At 69.2% G+C, this 14,848-nt stretch carries 14 protein-coding genes; 5 read left to right on the plus strand and 9 right to left on the minus strand.

Annotated elements, in window-relative coordinates:
* The first annotated feature begins 246 nt into the window (after positions 1 to 246).
* Positions 247 to 1,410, plus strand: coding sequence for a tubulin/FtsZ family protein (locus ACSG06_RS20300; RefSeq protein ID WP_440992109.1), 1,164 nt, complete (start codon positions 247 to 249; stop codon positions 1,408 to 1,410).
* Here ACSG06_RS20300 and ACSG06_RS20305 read toward each other — a convergent pair.
* The 8 genes from ACSG06_RS20305 to mutL all read right to left on the minus strand — a co-directional run bounded on the left by ACSG06_RS20305 (position 1,407) and on the right by mutL (position 10,115).
* Positions 1,407 to 1,643 (minus strand): DUF8132 family protein, encoded by a 237-nt coding sequence (locus tag ACSG06_RS20305; RefSeq protein WP_440992110.1) that lies wholly within the window; start codon positions 1,641 to 1,643, stop codon positions 1,407 to 1,409. The genes ACSG06_RS20300 and ACSG06_RS20305 overlap by 4 nt on opposite strands.
* 212 nt (positions 1,644 to 1,855) lie before the next feature.
* The gene (locus tag ACSG06_RS20310; protein WP_440992111.1) at positions 1,856 to 2,317 is read right to left on the minus strand and encodes an Hsp20/alpha crystallin family protein; all 462 of its coding nucleotides are present in this window, start codon (positions 2,315 to 2,317) and stop codon (positions 1,856 to 1,858) included.
* An 87-nt stretch (positions 2,318 to 2,404) separates the two neighbouring features.
* On the minus strand, positions 2,405 to 3,814 hold the full coding sequence (locus ACSG06_RS20315) for a dihydrolipoyl dehydrogenase family protein (protein WP_440992112.1): 1,410 nt from the start codon (positions 3,812 to 3,814) through the stop codon (positions 2,405 to 2,407).
* 123 nt (positions 3,815 to 3,937) lie between these two features.
* Positions 3,938 to 5,134: a PGF-CTERM sorting domain-containing protein gene (locus ACSG06_RS20320; protein WP_440992113.1), complete on the minus strand. Its 1,197-nt coding sequence runs from the start codon at positions 5,132 to 5,134 to the stop codon at positions 3,938 to 3,940.
* A gap of 98 nt (positions 5,135 to 5,232) precedes the next feature.
* A complete protein-coding gene (locus ACSG06_RS20325; protein ID WP_440992114.1) occupies positions 5,233 to 5,715 on the minus strand; it encodes a universal stress protein in 483 nt (160 codons plus the stop codon).
* A gap of 73 nt (positions 5,716 to 5,788) precedes the next feature.
* A complete protein-coding gene (kdgK1, locus tag ACSG06_RS20330; protein ID WP_440992115.1) occupies positions 5,789 to 6,745 on the minus strand; it encodes a bifunctional 2-dehydro-3-deoxygluconokinase/2-dehydro-3-deoxygalactonokinase in 957 nt (318 codons plus the stop codon).
* 128 nt (positions 6,746 to 6,873) lie between these two features.
* Positions 6,874 to 7,884 carry an RNA 3'-terminal phosphate cyclase gene (gene rtcA / locus ACSG06_RS20335; protein ID WP_440992116.1) on the minus strand — a complete coding sequence of 337 codons (1,011 nt, stop codon included), beginning with the start codon at positions 7,882 to 7,884 and terminating at the stop codon, positions 6,874 to 6,876.
* Positions 7,885 to 7,886: 2 nt separating this feature from the next.
* Entirely contained in the window at positions 7,887 to 10,115 is a 2,229-nt protein-coding gene (gene mutL / locus ACSG06_RS20340) for a DNA mismatch repair endonuclease MutL (protein ID WP_440992117.1), read from the minus strand.
* An 80-nt stretch (positions 10,116 to 10,195) separates the two neighbouring features.
* Here mutL and ACSG06_RS20345 point away from each other — a divergent pair, with 80 nt between their 5' ends.
* Complete coding sequence (locus ACSG06_RS20345) at positions 10,196 to 11,434, plus strand: outer membrane protein assembly factor BamB family protein (protein WP_440992118.1); 1,239 nt, start codon at positions 10,196 to 10,198, stop codon at positions 11,432 to 11,434.
* A 6-nt stretch (positions 11,435 to 11,440) separates the two neighbouring features.
* Here ACSG06_RS20345 and ubaA read toward each other — a convergent pair whose 3' ends face one another.
* Complete coding sequence (ubaA, locus tag ACSG06_RS20350) at positions 11,441 to 12,253, minus strand: SAMP-activating enzyme E1 (protein WP_440992119.1); 813 nt, start codon at positions 12,251 to 12,253, stop codon at positions 11,441 to 11,443.
* A gap of 137 nt (positions 12,254 to 12,390) precedes the next feature.
* On the opposite strand from ubaA, the gene ACSG06_RS20355 reads away from it, so the two are divergent.
* The 3 genes from ACSG06_RS20355 to ACSG06_RS20365 all read left to right on the plus strand — a co-directional run bounded on the left by ACSG06_RS20355 (position 12,391) and on the right by ACSG06_RS20365 (position 14,847).
* Positions 12,391 to 12,576: an HVO_0416 family zinc finger protein gene (locus ACSG06_RS20355; protein WP_440992120.1), complete on the plus strand. Its 186-nt coding sequence runs from the start codon at positions 12,391 to 12,393 to the stop codon at positions 12,574 to 12,576.
* A gap of 153 nt (positions 12,577 to 12,729) precedes the next feature.
* Positions 12,730 to 12,888 carry a DUF7563 family protein gene (locus ACSG06_RS20360; RefSeq protein ID WP_256399502.1) on the plus strand — a complete coding sequence of 53 codons (159 nt, stop codon included), beginning with the start codon at positions 12,730 to 12,732 and terminating at the stop codon, positions 12,886 to 12,888.
* 117 nt (positions 12,889 to 13,005) lie between these two features.
* A complete protein-coding gene (locus ACSG06_RS20365; RefSeq protein ID WP_440992121.1) occupies positions 13,006 to 14,847 on the plus strand; it encodes a UvrD-helicase domain-containing protein in 1,842 nt (613 codons plus the stop codon).
* Position 14,848 lies beyond the last annotated feature (1 nt).

Below are 14,848 nucleotides of genomic sequence, written 5' to 3' on the forward strand. Positions count from 1 at the left end.
GTTCGCATCGCGGGACTCGCTGGCGCTCGCCCCGCGCACCGCTCGCGGTCTCGCCAGGGTGAGAGCAAGCTCTCACTGGCCATCGGAATCGCAAGCGATTCCGAGACAGCCGCGCGCCAGTCGGATGGTCGGGTGGCCACACCGTCCAATCAGTACCCCGAGTCGGCGTCTGTATTTATCTGCACGGGGGGCGTAACTGGTCACCATGAGTACAGTATCGACGCGAGTCTCCAGGGTGGTCCGCCAGTGAAGCTCGCCATGATCGGCTTCGGCCAGGCCGGTGGGAAGGTGGTCGACCGGTTCGTCGAGTTCGACCGGCAGACCAGGGGGAAGACCGTCCGGGCGGCAATCGCGGTGAACACCGCCGAGGCCGACCTGCGCGGGGTGAAGCACATCCCGAAGGACCGGCAGGTGCTCATCGGGCAGACCCGGGTGAAGGGCCACGGCGTCGGCGCGGACAACGAGCTCGGCGCGGAGGTCGCCGAGGAGGACATCGAGGAGATACAGGCGGCGCTGGACGACGTGCCGGTCCACGAGGTCGACGCGTTCATGGTCGTCGCCGGGCTCGGTGGCGGCACCGGCTCGGGCGGTGCCCCGGTGCTCGCGAAGCACCTGAAGCGACTGTACGCCGAACCCGTCTACGGGCTGGGCATCCTGCCGGGCTCCGACGAGGGCGGGCTGTACACGCTGAACGCGGCGCGGTCGTTCCAGACGTTCGTCCGCGAGGTGGACAACCTCATCGTCTTCGACAACGAGTCGTGGCGGCACACGGGCGAGTCCCTGGGCGAGGGCTACGCGGGCATCAACGAGGAGCTGGTGCGCCGGCTCGCGGTGCTGTTCGGCGCGGGCGAGGTCGACGACGGCGGCGCGGTCGGCGAGTCGGTCGTCGACGCCTCCGAGATCATCAACACGCTCGGCAGCGGCGGCGTCTCGACCATCGGCTACGCCGTCGACCACGTCGAGCGAGAGAAGGGCGGGCTGTTCTCGCGGTTCTCGAAGAAGGAGCTGGACGAGACCGACACCACGAACCGCATCACGTCGCTCGTCCGGAAGGCGGCGCTCGGACGGCTCACGCTCCCGTGCGAGCTCAACGGCGTGGAGCGGGGGCTGCTCGTCACGGCCGGGCCGCCGGAGTACCTCAACCGGAAGGGCATCGAGCACGGTCGCCGCTGGCTGGAGGAGCAGACCGGTTCGATGGAGATCCGCGGCGGTGACTATCCGCTGCCGGACGAGCACTCGGTCGCCTGCGTGGTCCTGCTGTCGGGTGTGACCGACGTGCCCCGCATCAAGGGGCTCCAGCAGGTCGCCATCGAGGCGATGGACAATCTGGAGGAGATCCGTTCGCAGTCGGACGCGAACCTCGAGGCGTTGCTCGACGACGGCGACGAGGAACTGACGCCGCTGTTCTAGACCTTCTCGTTGCTGGGGACGACGCGCTCGGTCCCCCGGCCGGCGTCGATGCGACTGCTCAGTCCCCAGCCGAAGACGATGATGCCGAAGACGAAGATTCCGGTCGCGGCCAGAATGGAGGCCAGCGGTGGCGTCGCGAAGCCGAAGAAGGGGCCCTTTGCGATGTACCAGCCGGAGCCGGCCGTCACGACCAGCCCGATGAGCATCACGGCGGTACTCAGATGTGTGCGCATACCTCTCGCTTATCGGCCAATAGATTAAAGTTAATCTATAATTCCTTTTCTATAACTATAGATTGAAGTTCTTTACTTCAAGAATTAAAAATCCGCCCCGTGGAGATCAGCACAGAGCGAACCGACGGTCCGGTCGCGGACCGGGGACCGGTCACGGTGGCCGGTCGTGGTTCCGTCGTCCTGAACCGCTCAGTCCTGGATGGAGATGTCGCTCAGTCCTGGATGGAGATGTGGTAGTCGTCCTCACCCCCGAGCATGGGGAGGTGGACCTCGAGGACACCGTTGCGGTAGGTCGCCTCGATCTCCTCGGCGACGATCTCGCCGGGGATGCGCACGCGCTCGCTGCTGCGGCGCGACTGGTGCATGGAGACGAACTCGGAGTCGTGGTCGATCTCGGTGACCGCGTCGACGTGGAGGAAGCCGTCGCGGTAGGTGAGCTCGATGTCCTCGCGCTCGAAGCCGGGCAGGTCCATCACGAACACGTAGCTGCCGTTGCGCTCGGTGAGGCTGGTCGCGCTGTCGCCGTAGGTCGTGACGTCGGTGTCGCGGCCGGACTCGAGCTGGGGTGTCATCCCGCGAGGGGTCATGCCCATCCAGCCGGCTCGCATCTCGTCGAACATCTGGTCCATCTGGTCGAACATGCTGTCCATGTCGTCGAAGGTTCTGAATGCCATACCCGCAGTACGAGCTATGAGGAGATAAACACGTATGGACAGCAGTTAGCACAGCTCTGCTGGTTGAATTCGGGAGCCTGGAGAAAATTATGGATTCGTTCTGACCTGTGCTGCCGCGTCCCGGAACAGCCCGTCGAGTATCTCGGGCGTGGTCGGGTGGAACGCCCGGTCGGGCACCTCGCGCACGTCGAGACCGAGTTCGACGACGACCTGCATCGTCTTCGCCATCACGTCGGCGTGGTGGTGCAGCCCCTGGTAGCCGAGGACGGTGCCGTCGTCGGCGTCGACGACGAGCGAGGCGCGCCCCTCGGGAGTGTCCTTCGTCGTGAACACGCCGTCGTCGCTGGCCTCGCGCGTGACGTGCACGTGGTCGATGCCGGCGGCCTCGGCGCTCGCCTTCGAGTGGCCGACGCGGGCGTAGGGGTAGACGCCGAGCCCGGAGAAGACGACGTGATGGTGGACGTTCTCGTACGGCTCGAGCGCGTCGCCGCGGCTGTGTGCGAGGATGTTCGCTGCCGCCTGGAACCCCTGTTCCTTGGCGACGTGGAGGATGGGTTCCTTCCCGTTGGCGTCGCCGACGACGAACACGCGGTCGTCGTCGCGGGCCTGCATGGTGTCGTGGACCCAGCCCTCCCCCGGGACAAGCCGGGTCGATTCGAGCCCGAGGCGGTCGAGGTTCGGCCGTCGGCCGGTGAACAGGAACAGCTCGTCGGCCTCGTGGACCTCGTGGTCGCCCTCGCGCTCGACGTGGAGACGCACGCCGCCGTCGTCGGTCGGTTCGAGCCGCTGCTCGTGGGTGTGCCGGAGGATGTCGACGTCGAACTGCTCCTCGTAGAGGTCGGCGAGGGTGTCGCCGAAGGCGGGGTCGGCCTCGTCGAGCGGCCGCGCGTCGTGCTCGACGACCGTCAGGGAGGTGCCGCCGGCCTCGGCGACGTAGGGGACGAGCTCCATGCCGACGTAGCCGAAGCCCATGACGAGCGCGGAGTCGGGGAACGACCGCGAGTCCAGCACGTCCGCACTCGTCCGGAAGTCGACCTCGTCGATGCCGGGCAGGTCGGGAACGTTCACCGTCGACCCCGTGGCGACGACGACGTAGTCGGCGTCGACGGTCCGGTCGCCGACGGCGAGCGTGCGGTCGTCGACGAACCGCGCGGTGTCACGCAGGAACTCGACGTCCTCGCGCTCGGCGAGGTCCTGGACCGCCGCCCGTCGGTGTTCGGCGAAGCCGGCGACGTGCTCGTCCTTCGTGTCGACGACGGCGTCGAGGTCGACATCGGGGAGGTCGCCTGCGAGCCGGTCGTCGTGTCTGGCCTGGAACCTGTGTGCGCCGGCAGAGAGCACCTCCTTCGAGGGCATACAGCCACGGAGGATGCAGAGGCCGCCGCCGGGGTCGCCGTCGTCGATCAGGGTGAGTTCGACGCCCGGTTCGTCGGCCAACTCGCCGGCGACCGCGACGCCGGCGCTGCCGTAGGCGCCGACGATAGCGACGTGTGTCATGCTCACCCCTCGGGGTGACACACAAAAAGGGATTCGCCAGCAGTGTGCGCCGCCCGCATTCGCGTCGGGGCGGCGTCGGTTCGAGGGCGATACGACGGGGGAACTCCAACGGGGTCGGAGGCGTCAGCTCCGGGCGCGCACCGCGACGAACGCCGCACCGACGAGGGCGGCGAGCGCGGTGGTCACGCCGAAGCCGGGCATGCCGCTACCCGAGTCGTCGCTGTCGTCGCCGTCGGTTCCGTCGCTGTCGTCACCGTCGGTCCCGTCGGTTCCGTCGGTCGTCTCCTCGCCCTGGATGGAGGCGGTCCGCTCGGAGAAGTGGTTGAACGCCACCATGACCGTGGTGGACGCCTCGGCCTGTGCGGACGCGTCCTCGGCGACGTAGTACATCGACTCGTCACCGTCCTGGGTCGCGGCGCGGAGCTCGCTCGTGCTCTCGGCCTGTGCGGCCGCCTCGCCGTCGACCATCACGTCGACGGAGTCACCCGCCTCGACGACGGCGTCGGAGACGTGGGTCACGACGACCTTGCCCTGGCTCTGCGAGCGCTCGACGGTCATGTTGACCGTGTGCTCGCTCTCCTGGGCGGCCTCGACGGTGGTGTCCTGACCGTAGGTGACGGTGTCCTCGACGGTCTCGCCGTCCTGCTGCTCGACGTAGACCTCGGCGGTCGCGGTGCCGTTGGCGATCATGCGCTCGACGCGCTCCTCGCCGTCGGTGCGCTCCTCTCCGGACTCGCGGAAGACGAGCGACGCGTCGCTCCCGAGTTCGGCGGTGACGTTCCCCGCCTCGTTGACGGTGACGTTCCCGTCACCGACGACGATGAAGGTGCCCGTCGTGCCGTTCCCGGTCTCGACGACCACGCGGTCGTCGGACGCGGCCGCCGCCTCGGCATCGCTGCTGACCTGGGCCTCGACGAACTGACCGTTCTCGCCACCGTGGACGACCAGCGTCCCGTCCTCGTTGTCGTGAGCGACGATGCTGGCCGAGCCCTCGGTCTGGACGGTGGCCTGCGTCGTCGAGGACGCACCCATCTCCAGTCCGAGCCCGTCCAGCTCGACGACGGTCTCGAGGTCGAACTCGCCGCTCACGTCCGCGCGGCTCTCGTAGTTCGACTGGGACTCGACGCGCATCGACTCCACCATCGTCTCGTTGTCGACGGTGTAGTCGACGACCGCGTCGTCCTGCACGTCGTAGCTCACGTGTGTACCAGCGTAGGCTTCTTGCGTCTCGGTTCGATCGGCCGTGACTGCTGCCGCTGCGGGTGTCGCGACGGAGGCGACGACCAGCAGGGCGGCCAGCAGCGGTGCCATTCGATTCATCGCATCCCTCACGTGACCAGAGTGAGTGGTATAACGAGCCCCTAATCGAGTTGGGAGATCGGCGTATAGTAAAAGGCAGATACCGAACCAGTTGGGTTTCAGTCCTCGAACAGCGTGGACCGCTCGTCGAGAACGGCCACACCGGTCGGCTCGGCGCGCCGGACGATGTGGACGTCGTACGTGTCGTCGGCCGCGACGCTGTGGCCGACGCTCCGGAGCGTGGTCAGCATCCGACCGGCGTTCTCGCTCCCGACGAAGACGACCGTCGCACCCAGCTTCCGTGCGGTCCGTCGGATCTTCGAGGAGATGGTCCCTGGAGAGACGTACCTGTCCGCGAGCACGTACTCGAACTCGGCCGTCGGCGCGATGGACTCGACAGACTCGGCGAGTCGCTCGAGTACCAGCTTCGCGTCGAAGCTCTCCTCAGGGGCGAGCCAGTCTCGCTCTCTGGCGTAGCCGGGACTCCTCGGGACCACCGAGACCGCGACCACGCGCTCGTCGGTCAGACTCGCGTACGACTGCGCGCGGTCGAGCGCGACACGCGAGAGTCGCTGATCGTCGAACGGGACGACGTAGGTCATACCTGAAGCTACTGGTCGGGCGGCTATAAATAACGGCTACTCCTCTCAGGTTCCGAGGATGGCGACCCGGCCGTCAGCGCGAGATGTCCTCGGTCCGGTCGGCGACGATGGCGTCGACCTCGGACTTCGTGACGGTGGCCACGTCGCCGGGGATGGTCCGCTTGAGCGCGGCGGTCGCGGTCGCGTACTGCAGCGCACGACCGACGTCGTCGCCGGAGAGACGGCGGGCGAGGAACGCACCGGTGAACGCGTCGCCGGAGCCGATGGGGTCGTGCGTGTCGGTCTCGAAGGCGTCCTGCTCGTGGACGACGTTGTCGTGGATGGCGACCGCGCCGTGTGCGCCGCGGGTGACGACGACGGTGCGGAACTCGTACTCGGAGGCGAGGTGGTGGGCGAGCTGGGTCGGCTCGCCGTCGTAGTCGAGCACGGCCTCGGCGTCCTTCGCGGCGATGATGAGCACGTCGATGGCGGGGAACAGCCGCGTGATGGTGTTCCGGGCCGCCTCGGGCGACCAGAGCTTGCGCCGGTAGTTGACGTCGAAGGCGACCATCGTCCCGGCGTTGCGGGCGACGCTGAGCATGTTGACGGTCGTCTCGCGCATCTGCTCGGAGAGCGCGGGCGTGATGCCGGTCGTGTAGAAGGCGGTGGCGTTGCGGACCCGGTCGAGGTTGAACTCCTCGGCGGCGGCCGTCGAGAACTCGGAGTCGGCGCGGTCGTAGACGACGTTGGTCCCGCGGGGCTTGCCGGCGTGTTCGAGGTAGTAGGTGCCCGGGCGGCCCTCCTCGGACCAGACCACGTCCGTGGTGATGTCGTGCTGGCGGATGCCGTTCGCGATGCGCCGTCCCGGCGGCGTGTCCGGCAGCTTCGACATCCAGGCGGCCTTCGCGCCCAGCCGCTCGGCTGCGATGGCGGTGTTGGACTCGGCCCCTGCGGCGTGAACCTCCAGCTGTCCGGTCGTCTCCATCCGCTCGTTGCCCGGCGGTGACAGCCGCAGCATGGACTCGCCGAACGTGACGAGGTCGTCGCTCATCTGTCTCCTCCCGGCGTCGCCGCCGACTGGCTCGCAGCACTCATGTGCGGTCGAACGGACGGCACTGGTATAAGTGTCCCCACCACACGCCGCTGGCCGGTGGCGAATCGAACGGCGGGACGGTGGTGTCAGCCCGACAGGACCGCACCGGCGTCGTGCTCCTCGAGCGACAGGTCGAAGCCGAACGCTCGGGCGACCGCGACGTTCGTCTCGACGTGGTCGGTGACCGCCGCGAGCCGGGCCCGGCCACCGCACAGCGAGAGGGGGAGCACGAGCTGGTCCGCTGCGTACTCGTCGACGACGCCTGGGCCCTCGTGGAACGCCACAGCGTCGCCCGCGGCCGACTCACCCACGTCCTCGGCCGGTCGACCCGGCTCACCGAGCGCGTCGAAGCCGGCGACGCTGTCCGCGTACTCCAGCACGACGAGGACGGCGGAGCCGGTCGACCGGGCGTCGACGGTCGCGACGCACCGCTCCCGGACCGGGACGTCGACGGCCGCCCGCACGGCCGCGGTCGCCGCCCGTGCCTGTCGTTCGGCCACCTCGGCGTCGGCGAGGTCGTCCGAGGCGACCGAGCTGACGCGGACACCGTCGAGGTCGCCGCGCTCCGTGAGCGAGCACGACCGGGGCGCACCAGGCGCGACGTGTAGCGTCGCCTCACCGCCACCTTCCGGGTAGAACCCCCTGCGAGCCGGCTCGACGGCGGCGTGCAGGCCGAACCGACGGGCGAGCGGCAGCCGGACCCGCCGGTAGTAGTCGAGCGTCGGCGACCAGGCCACGTCGGTCCCGCCGGTCGCGGTCACCGAGATCGGGGCGTCGAGGGTCGCCGAGAGGGGTAGCAGCGTCTCGAAGACGAGCGTGACGGCTCCCGCCGTCCCCACGTCGACGGCGTACTCGCCGGGGTCGGGGTCGCCGGGATCGAAGACGACCGTCTCGCTGCCGAGATCGTCGCCCGAGACCTCAGCGTCACAGACCGCCGCGATGACCGCGAGGCCAGCGAGGTGCTGGTGTTTGAGGCCGGGGTTCGGACGGTTCCCACGGACGTTCTCGACCCGGACCGCCTCGCCGCGCACGGCCGCGAGCGAGAGCGCCGACCGGAGCACCTGTCCGCCGCCGTCGCCGCCGTCGATGGTCCGCACGGTCAGCCACCGTGGCCCGGGTAGTCCCGCTCGAAGCGCGCCTCGATCTCGTCGTCCGGGAACGAGACGAGCGTCGGGCGGCCGTGTGGGCAGGCCCACGGGTTCTCGCAGTCGTCGAGCGCCGCGAGCAGGTCGACCACGGAGCCCTCGGTGAGCGACGTGTTGCCCGTGATGGAGGGGTAGCACGCGAGGTCGGCGACGAACTCGTCGGCCAGCTCGTCCACGGTCGCCTCGCCGTCGGCCCCCTCGGCGACGAAGCCGGCGAGCACGTCCCGCAGGTCCTCGGGGTCGAGCGTCTTCCTGAACACCGCGGGGACGGCGGTCACCGCGACCGTCCGGTCGCCCGTCCGCTCGGCCCGGAAGCCGAGCGCCGAGAGCGCCTCCCGGTAGTCCGGGAACGCCGCGGCCTCGCCGGCGGTGAGTTCGAGCTCGACGGGCTCGGCGAGCGTCTGTGCCGTCGCGCCCTCCTCGAACTGGGCCCGGAGCCGCTCGTAGTTGACGCGCTCGTCGGCGGCGTGCTGGTCGACGAGCACGAGGCCGTCGGGCGACGTGGCGACGAAGTAGGTGTCGCGGTACTGCCCGAGCACCTCCAGCCGGGGGAGCGCGTCGTAGTCGGTCGGCTCCGTGGCGTCCTCGCCGGTCAGCGTCGTCTGCGTGCGCTCGCCACCGAACTTGCGGTCGGCGTCGGACGTGGCGTCGGCCCCGTCCGAGGTCCCCGTGGCCGGCCCGGCGTGCTCGCTCGACGACGGCGGCTCCGGCCAGCCGCCCGACGCCCGGGAGTCGCCCGGGCCGAACTCGCCGAGGTCGGTGGGTCGCTCGCGTGTCTCGGTGCTACCCCAGTCCGGTGCGTCGGTCGACTCGGACGTGGCGTCGGTCGTCGCGGTCGTCGACGCGTCGTCGGTATCGGTCGCTCCGCTTCGTGGCTCGGTGTCCGCCGTCGGCGTCGACGGCGACGAATCCGCCGCCCCGGCCGACGACGACGCCACCGTCTCCGGGGACGGTTCGTTCTCGGCGGTCGACGAGGCTCGATGCTCCGCCGACGATGCGCGGTTCCAGGTGTCCCGAGCCGCGGCGTCCCCGGCGCTGGCGGTCGGCTCCACGGGCGTGTCTTCGTCCGCCTGGCCGGGGTCGGACTCCGCCGTCGACTCCGGCCGCACGTCCGCCTCGGCCGCCTTCGACTTCCCGCGCGGGGCCGACGACCGGAGCAGGCCGGCGTCGAGCAGCGCGTCCTCGACGGCGGCGTGGACCTGCCGGCGCACCCCCGCCTCGTCGGAGAACCGGACCTCCATCTTCCGCGGGTGGACGTTCACGTCGACCTCGCCGGCGTCGAGCGAGAGGTCCAGCACGACGAACGGGTAGCGGTCGCCGGCGAGCTGGCCGCCGTAGGCAGACAGCACCGCATCGCGGACCAGCTTCGAGGTGACGTACCGGCCGTTGACGAACGTCGAGACGTACTCGCGGGTGCTCCGCGTCGTCTCGGGGTGGGAGACGAGGCCCGAGATCGCGCCGAGCGGGCCGTCCTCGAGGTCGGGCGCGTCGACCGACTCCATCGCCCGGGCGACCTCCTTCCCGTAGACGTTGAGGACGGCCGAGCGCAGGTCGCCCTGCCCGGTCGTCGCGAACACCTCGCGGTCGTCGTGGGTGAGCGAGACCGCCACGTCCGGGTTCGCCAGCGCGTAGCGCGTCACCACGCGGTTGACGTGGCTGAACTCCGTCGCGCGGGTCTTCAGGTACTTCTTCCGCGCAGGCGTGTTGAAGAAGAGCTCCTCGACCTCGATGGTCGTTCCTTCGGGACGGCCGACGGGCTGGACTGACTGCACCTCCCCGCCCTCGTAGACGAGTTCTGTGCCCTCTGCGGGCCCGTCGTCCGGGTCCCGCGGCTTCGTTCGGATCGTGGTTCGAGAGACCGCGCCGATGGTGTGCAGCGCCTCCCCCCGGAAGCCGAGCGTCCCGACCCCGCCTTCGAGGTCGTCGATGTCTCGTATCTTGCTCGTCGTATGCTCGCGCACGGCCGCGCGCACGTCGGCCTCCGTCATCCCCGCGCCGTCGTCCGCGACCGTCACGCCGTCGACGCCGCCGTTCTCGACGGCGACGTCGACCCGGGTCGCGCCGGCGTCGAGGCTGTTCTCGACGAGCTCCTTCACCACCGACGCCGGGCGCTCGACGACCTCGCCGGCGGCGATGCGCTCGACCGTCGCCTGGTCGAGCTTCCGGATGTCCGTCTCTGGCATATGCGTCGCGTTGGTGGCGACGACAATACGTGCTGTGGTCCGGGGAAAGACACTTGTCGTCACCATCGGTACCCGGGCGTGTGTCGTCCGATCCGCCCTCCACCCCGAGCCGCGGCCGTCGTCACGTGCTCGCCTCGCTGGCCACCGCCGGTATCGGTTCACTCGCCGGCTGTGCGACCGTCGACGGCTTCCTCGGCGACGACGTCGAACCGCCCGAGCGCCGCGTACCCGCCGACTGGAGCCCCGCACCCGGCGCCTGGCCGAGCGAACAGTACGGTCCCGCCCGGACGAACCACAACCCGTTCGCGTCCCCGCCCCGGCGCGAGCCGACCGTCGACTGGGAGGCCGACGCCGGCGGCGTCGTGGACTCGCTGATCGTCGCCGACGGGTCCGTGTTCGTCTGGAACGAGACCGACGGCGTCGTGCTCGCACTGGACTCAGAAACCGGCGAGGAGCGGTGGCGGCAGTCGGTCCCAGGGGACGCTGGAGCGCTGCAGGCGATCGCCGGGCGACTCTACGCCGGAGGCGGAGACCGACTCACGGCGATGACCACCGACGGAGAGGAGGAGTGGTCGACCGACCTGACCGACAGCGGCGTCTGGGGCTACTTCCTCGTCGAACGCGCCGGCTGGGTGTTCCTCTTCCCCTCGGACGGGGCGCTGTGCCTGCACGCCGACACCGGCGAGATCGTCGAACGGACCGACGACGCCCTCTACAGTGCAACGACGGACGGAGTGTCGCTGTACGGCGGGCGTTCGTCGTTCCGCGCCTGCGATGTCGACGACCGGACACTCGACGAGCGCTGGACGGCCGACTACGACGGCTACGAGAGCTACGGCCCCCCGGCCGTGCGCGACGGCCTCCTCTACCGCGGGACGAACACCCTCGCCGACTCCGGCACGCAGTCGCGGGGACGGCTGTCGGTGTACGACACGGTCGACGGGAGCGAGCTGCTGCAGATCCCGTTCGAGGAGACACCACAGCCGCCGGCAGTCGCCGACGGCGTCGCCTACGTCGCCACGTCGGACGTGTGGGCGGACACGCTCGGACGGGACGGCGTGCTCGTCGCCGTCGCATCCGACGGCACGGAGCGCTGGCGGTTCGAGCCAGACGCCGGCCTCTGCACGCCGGTGGTCGCCGACGGTACCGTCTACGCCAGCCCGTTCCGGGCGTCCAGTGCGCCGCTCGTCGCACTCGACGCCGACTCTGGGGCGGAGCTGTGGCGGCGGGAGCAGACAGTCAGCGGTCCGGAACTCGCCGTCGCCGGCGAGACGCTGTACGTCGCCGGCGGGAGCAAGGTGGTCGCCCTGCGGGACTGAGGCGACTCACTCCACCGCGCACGTCCCCGAGTAGGACACGTCACCGAGCGACCGGACAGTCGGCTCGTCGCCGCAGACCGGGCAGTCCGGGTTCTTCGCGACGGGCACCTCGTCGGTGGTCATATCGGCGGCGTCGTAGACGAGCAGCCGGTCGTCGAGGGGGTCGCCGACGGGGACGAACTGCTTGACGACCTCGGTGGCCATGATGCCGCCGACGACGCCCGGGAGCACGCCCAGCACGCCGGTCGTCGCGCAGTCCGGGACGGTGCCGGGTTCTGGTGCCTCGGGGAAGACACAGCGGTAGCAGGGGCCGCCGGGGAGGTAGGTCGTCGCCTGTCCCTCGAACCGGTAGATGGCCCCGTGGACGAACGGTTTCTCGGCGAGGACGCAGGCGTCGTTGACGACGTATCTGGTAGGGAAGTTGTCCGAGCCGTCGACGACGAGGTCGTAGTCGGCGACGAGATCGGCGACGGTGTCGGCGTCGACCCGGAGCTCGTGGCGGTCGACCGCGATGTCGGGGTTCAGGCCCTCGACGAACTCCGCGGCGCTGTCGACCTTCGGGCGGCCGACGTCGTCGTCGCCGTGGATGACCTGCCGCTGGAGGTTCGACCGCTCGACGGTGTCGTCGTCGACGATGCCGATGCGACCGACGCCGGCGGCGGCGAGGTAGGCGAGGACGGGCGAGCCGAGCCCGCCGGCGCCGACACAGCAGACCGAGGCGTCGAGCAGGTTCGCCTGCCCGTCGGGACCGACCTCGTCCATGATGACGTGCCGGGAGTAGCGGTCCAGCTGGGTCGGCGAGAGCGAGAGGCCGGTCATGCAACGGGGTTCGGGCCCCGGCTGCATGACTCTCACGCTCGTCGGCCTGCGGTGGCAGCCACTGGTACCCGACGGCTACATTTGGCAACGAGTGTCACACCACAACGGATTTAACGTGGTGTGGTGTATCATGGCATATGGCGTCCGCACCCGACTCCGGTGACGACGTGTTCGACGAATTCCTCTCGGACCGCGGTCACGAAACAGAGCGAGTAGGGTGGGACCACAACTACAACAAGCTACAGTGCCCCGACTGCATGGCGCTGCACGACGAATCAGCCGACGACTGCTCGGTCTGCGGCTGGGAGCCGACCCCGGCGTAACCGTCGGCCAGCGCCGATTCTCCTGTGAACGGGACACCCGCGGTGGAACCACCAGCGTGCGGTGTGTTGTCAGTTACATGAGACGCGGCAACACGGGCGGTTTGGCGGTAACGTTATTAAACATAATTCCATCAGACAGTCTTGGAGATTCAAATGCCGGAATGTCAGAACTGCGGGTCCTTCGTAACCGAGGCGTACGCGCGAGTGTTCACACCACGCGAGATCGACGACCCGCGCGTCTGCCCCAACTGCAAGGACAAGATCCGCGACGGCAGCGACGTCCGAGAGGCCCGATCCCCCCGGAACAACTAGGTTTCCCCGCAGCAGTACGTCTCCCCACAGCCCCGCACTATCGGGCCGCTGGCGCACGATTCTGCCCGGCGACCGAACCCACGGCTCTTATACGTATCGGCCTCCAGTATATGTGCAATGAGCGACGCCGATACGAAACTCACCCGTCTGTTCGGTGGGCCGGGGAGTGGGAAGACGACAGCCCTCCTCGACCGCGTCGAAGAACTACTCGAACGAGAGGACGTCAGCCACCGCGACATCCTCGTCGTCTCCTACACCCGCGCCGCCGCCGCCGAGGTCCGTGAGCGCCTCGCCGAGCGACTCGACATCAACCCCCGTTCTCTGCAGGGCAACGTCTGTACGATGCACGCGAAGGCGTACGAGCTGCTGAACCTCTCCCGCGGCGACGTCGTCAGCGAGTCCGACAAGGAGGAGTTCTGCGAGGAGTACGGCATCGAGTACGAGGACGAGTACGGTGGCGCCGGCCGTCGGACCGCCCGCTCGACCACCATCGGGAACAAGATCATCGCCACCTCCCAGTGGCTCCAGCGGACCGAGCGCGACGTCGCCGACTGGTACGACGTGCCCTTCCAGTGGAACGTCGAGGAGGTGCGGCTCCCGCCAGAGATCGACCCGAACGCACAGGACGGCAACAAGTACACGCCGACGTGGCCCTCGGACGACGACCGCATCGACGTCCCCGAGGTCATCCGTGCCTGGCGGAGCTACAAGGGCGAGCACGACCTCACCGGCTTCGCCGACATGCTCGAACGGGTGAAGCAGCGCTCGCTGCTCCCGAACGTCGACCACCTCGTCATCGACGAGTTCCAGGACATCACCACCCTCCAGCACGAGGTGTACGAGGAGTGGAAACCGCACATGGACACCGTGCTCATCGCCGGTGACGACGACCAGGTCGTCTACGCCTGGCAGGGCGCCGACCCCGACCTGCTGCTCGAGGCCGACCCCGACGAGGACGTCATCCTGCCGAACTCCTACCGGCTGCCCTCGCGCATCCTGAACGTCGTCAACCGGGAGATCCGCCACATCGACAAGCGCCAGGACAAGGACCTGAAGCCGCGCAAGGAGGGTGGGAGCGTCGAGGCCGTCGAGAACCCCTCGATGCTCGACCTCGTCCGGAACGTCCGGCGCACCGTCCAGAACGACGACGGCACCGTGATGGTGCTGTTCCGGGCGCGCTACCAGATGTTCCAGTTCATCGACGAGTTCATCTCCGAGGGCATCCCGTTCAAGTCGCTGACCGACCAGCGCATGTGGACCGACCGCCTCGACGACTACGTCACCGCCGTCGAGGCGCTCGACGAGGACGAGGACATCAACGGCCTGCAGGCCCGCCGTCTCGCGGACATGCTCGCGGACTCCGCGTTCGGCACGAACGAGCGCGACGACCTGTTCGACGCCATCGACACCGAGCAGGAGGACGCGGGCGTCGAGGACCTCACCGAACTCGACGTGGACCCGAGCCTCGTCACCGACTTCGTCCCGTTCATGCCCGGGCCAGCGTCGGCCTCGGACATGGTCCGGAAGGTCACCTCGTTCCAGCGCAAGTCGATGAAGGCGTACTTCGCGACCCAGGAGTACCGCGGGATGGAGCGCGACGCCGTCCGCGTCGGCACCATCCACTCCGCGAAGGGTCGCGAGGCCGACCACGTGTTCGTCGGCACCGACCTCACCGAGAAGGTCGTCGAGCAGATGGTCGCCACCGTCGACGAGGACGCGCTCGACGACGACATCGAGTTCACGAAGACCACCTCGCCCGTGCCGGTGCTGACCGACAACGAGCGCCGCGTCTTCTACGTCGGGATGTCCCGCGCCCGGGAACGGCTGGTCCTGCTCGAGAACCTCGTCAGCGGCGCGCCCACGCTCCCCATCGACGTCCTGCTGAACAACGAGCTCACCGGGGCCACCACGGACGAGCTCGCAGAGCTGGCGAGCGAGCCCATCGAGGCCGCCGACTGAG

Source organism: Haloarchaeobius baliensis, assembly GCF_052060055.1.
Lineage (GTDB): Archaea > Halobacteriota > Halobacteria > Halobacteriales > Natrialbaceae > Haloarchaeobius > Haloarchaeobius baliensis.

Bases quoted from the DNA above. Each gene is read 5' to 3' on its own strand.
- ACSG06_RS20305 (WP_440992110.1), bottom strand. From the start codon at position 1,643: ATGCGCACACATCTGAGTACCGCCGTGATGCTCATCGGGCTGGTCGTG.
- ACSG06_RS20310 (WP_440992111.1), bottom strand. From the start codon at position 2,317: ATGGCATTCAGAACCTTCGACGACATGGACAGCATGTTCGACCAGATG.
- ACSG06_RS20315 (WP_440992112.1), bottom strand. From the start codon at position 3,814: ATGACACACGTCGCTATCGTCGGCGCCTACGGCAGCGCCGGCGTCGCG.
- ACSG06_RS20320 (WP_440992113.1), bottom strand. From the start codon at position 5,134: ATGAATCGAATGGCACCGCTGCTGGCCGCCCTGCTGGTCGTCGCCTCC.
- ACSG06_RS20325 (WP_440992114.1), bottom strand. From the start codon at position 5,715: ATGACCTACGTCGTCCCGTTCGACGATCAGCGACTCTCGCGTGTCGCG.
- kdgK1 (WP_440992115.1), bottom strand. From the start codon at position 6,745: ATGAGCGACGACCTCGTCACGTTCGGCGAGTCCATGCTGCGGCTGTCA.
- mutL (WP_440992117.1), bottom strand. From the start codon at position 10,115: ATGCCAGAGACGGACATCCGGAAGCTCGACCAGGCGACGGTCGAGCGC.
- ubaA (WP_440992119.1), bottom strand. From the start codon at position 12,253: ATGACCGGCCTCTCGCTCTCGCCGACCCAGCTGGACCGCTACTCCCGG.
- ACSG06_RS20355 (WP_440992120.1), top strand. From the start codon at position 12,391: ATGGCGTCCGCACCCGACTCCGGTGACGACGTGTTCGACGAATTCCTC.
- ACSG06_RS20360 (WP_256399502.1), top strand. From the start codon at position 12,730: ATGCCGGAATGTCAGAACTGCGGGTCCTTCGTAACCGAGGCGTACGCG.
- ACSG06_RS20365 (WP_440992121.1), top strand. From the start codon at position 13,006: ATGAGCGACGCCGATACGAAACTCACCCGTCTGTTCGGTGGGCCGGGG.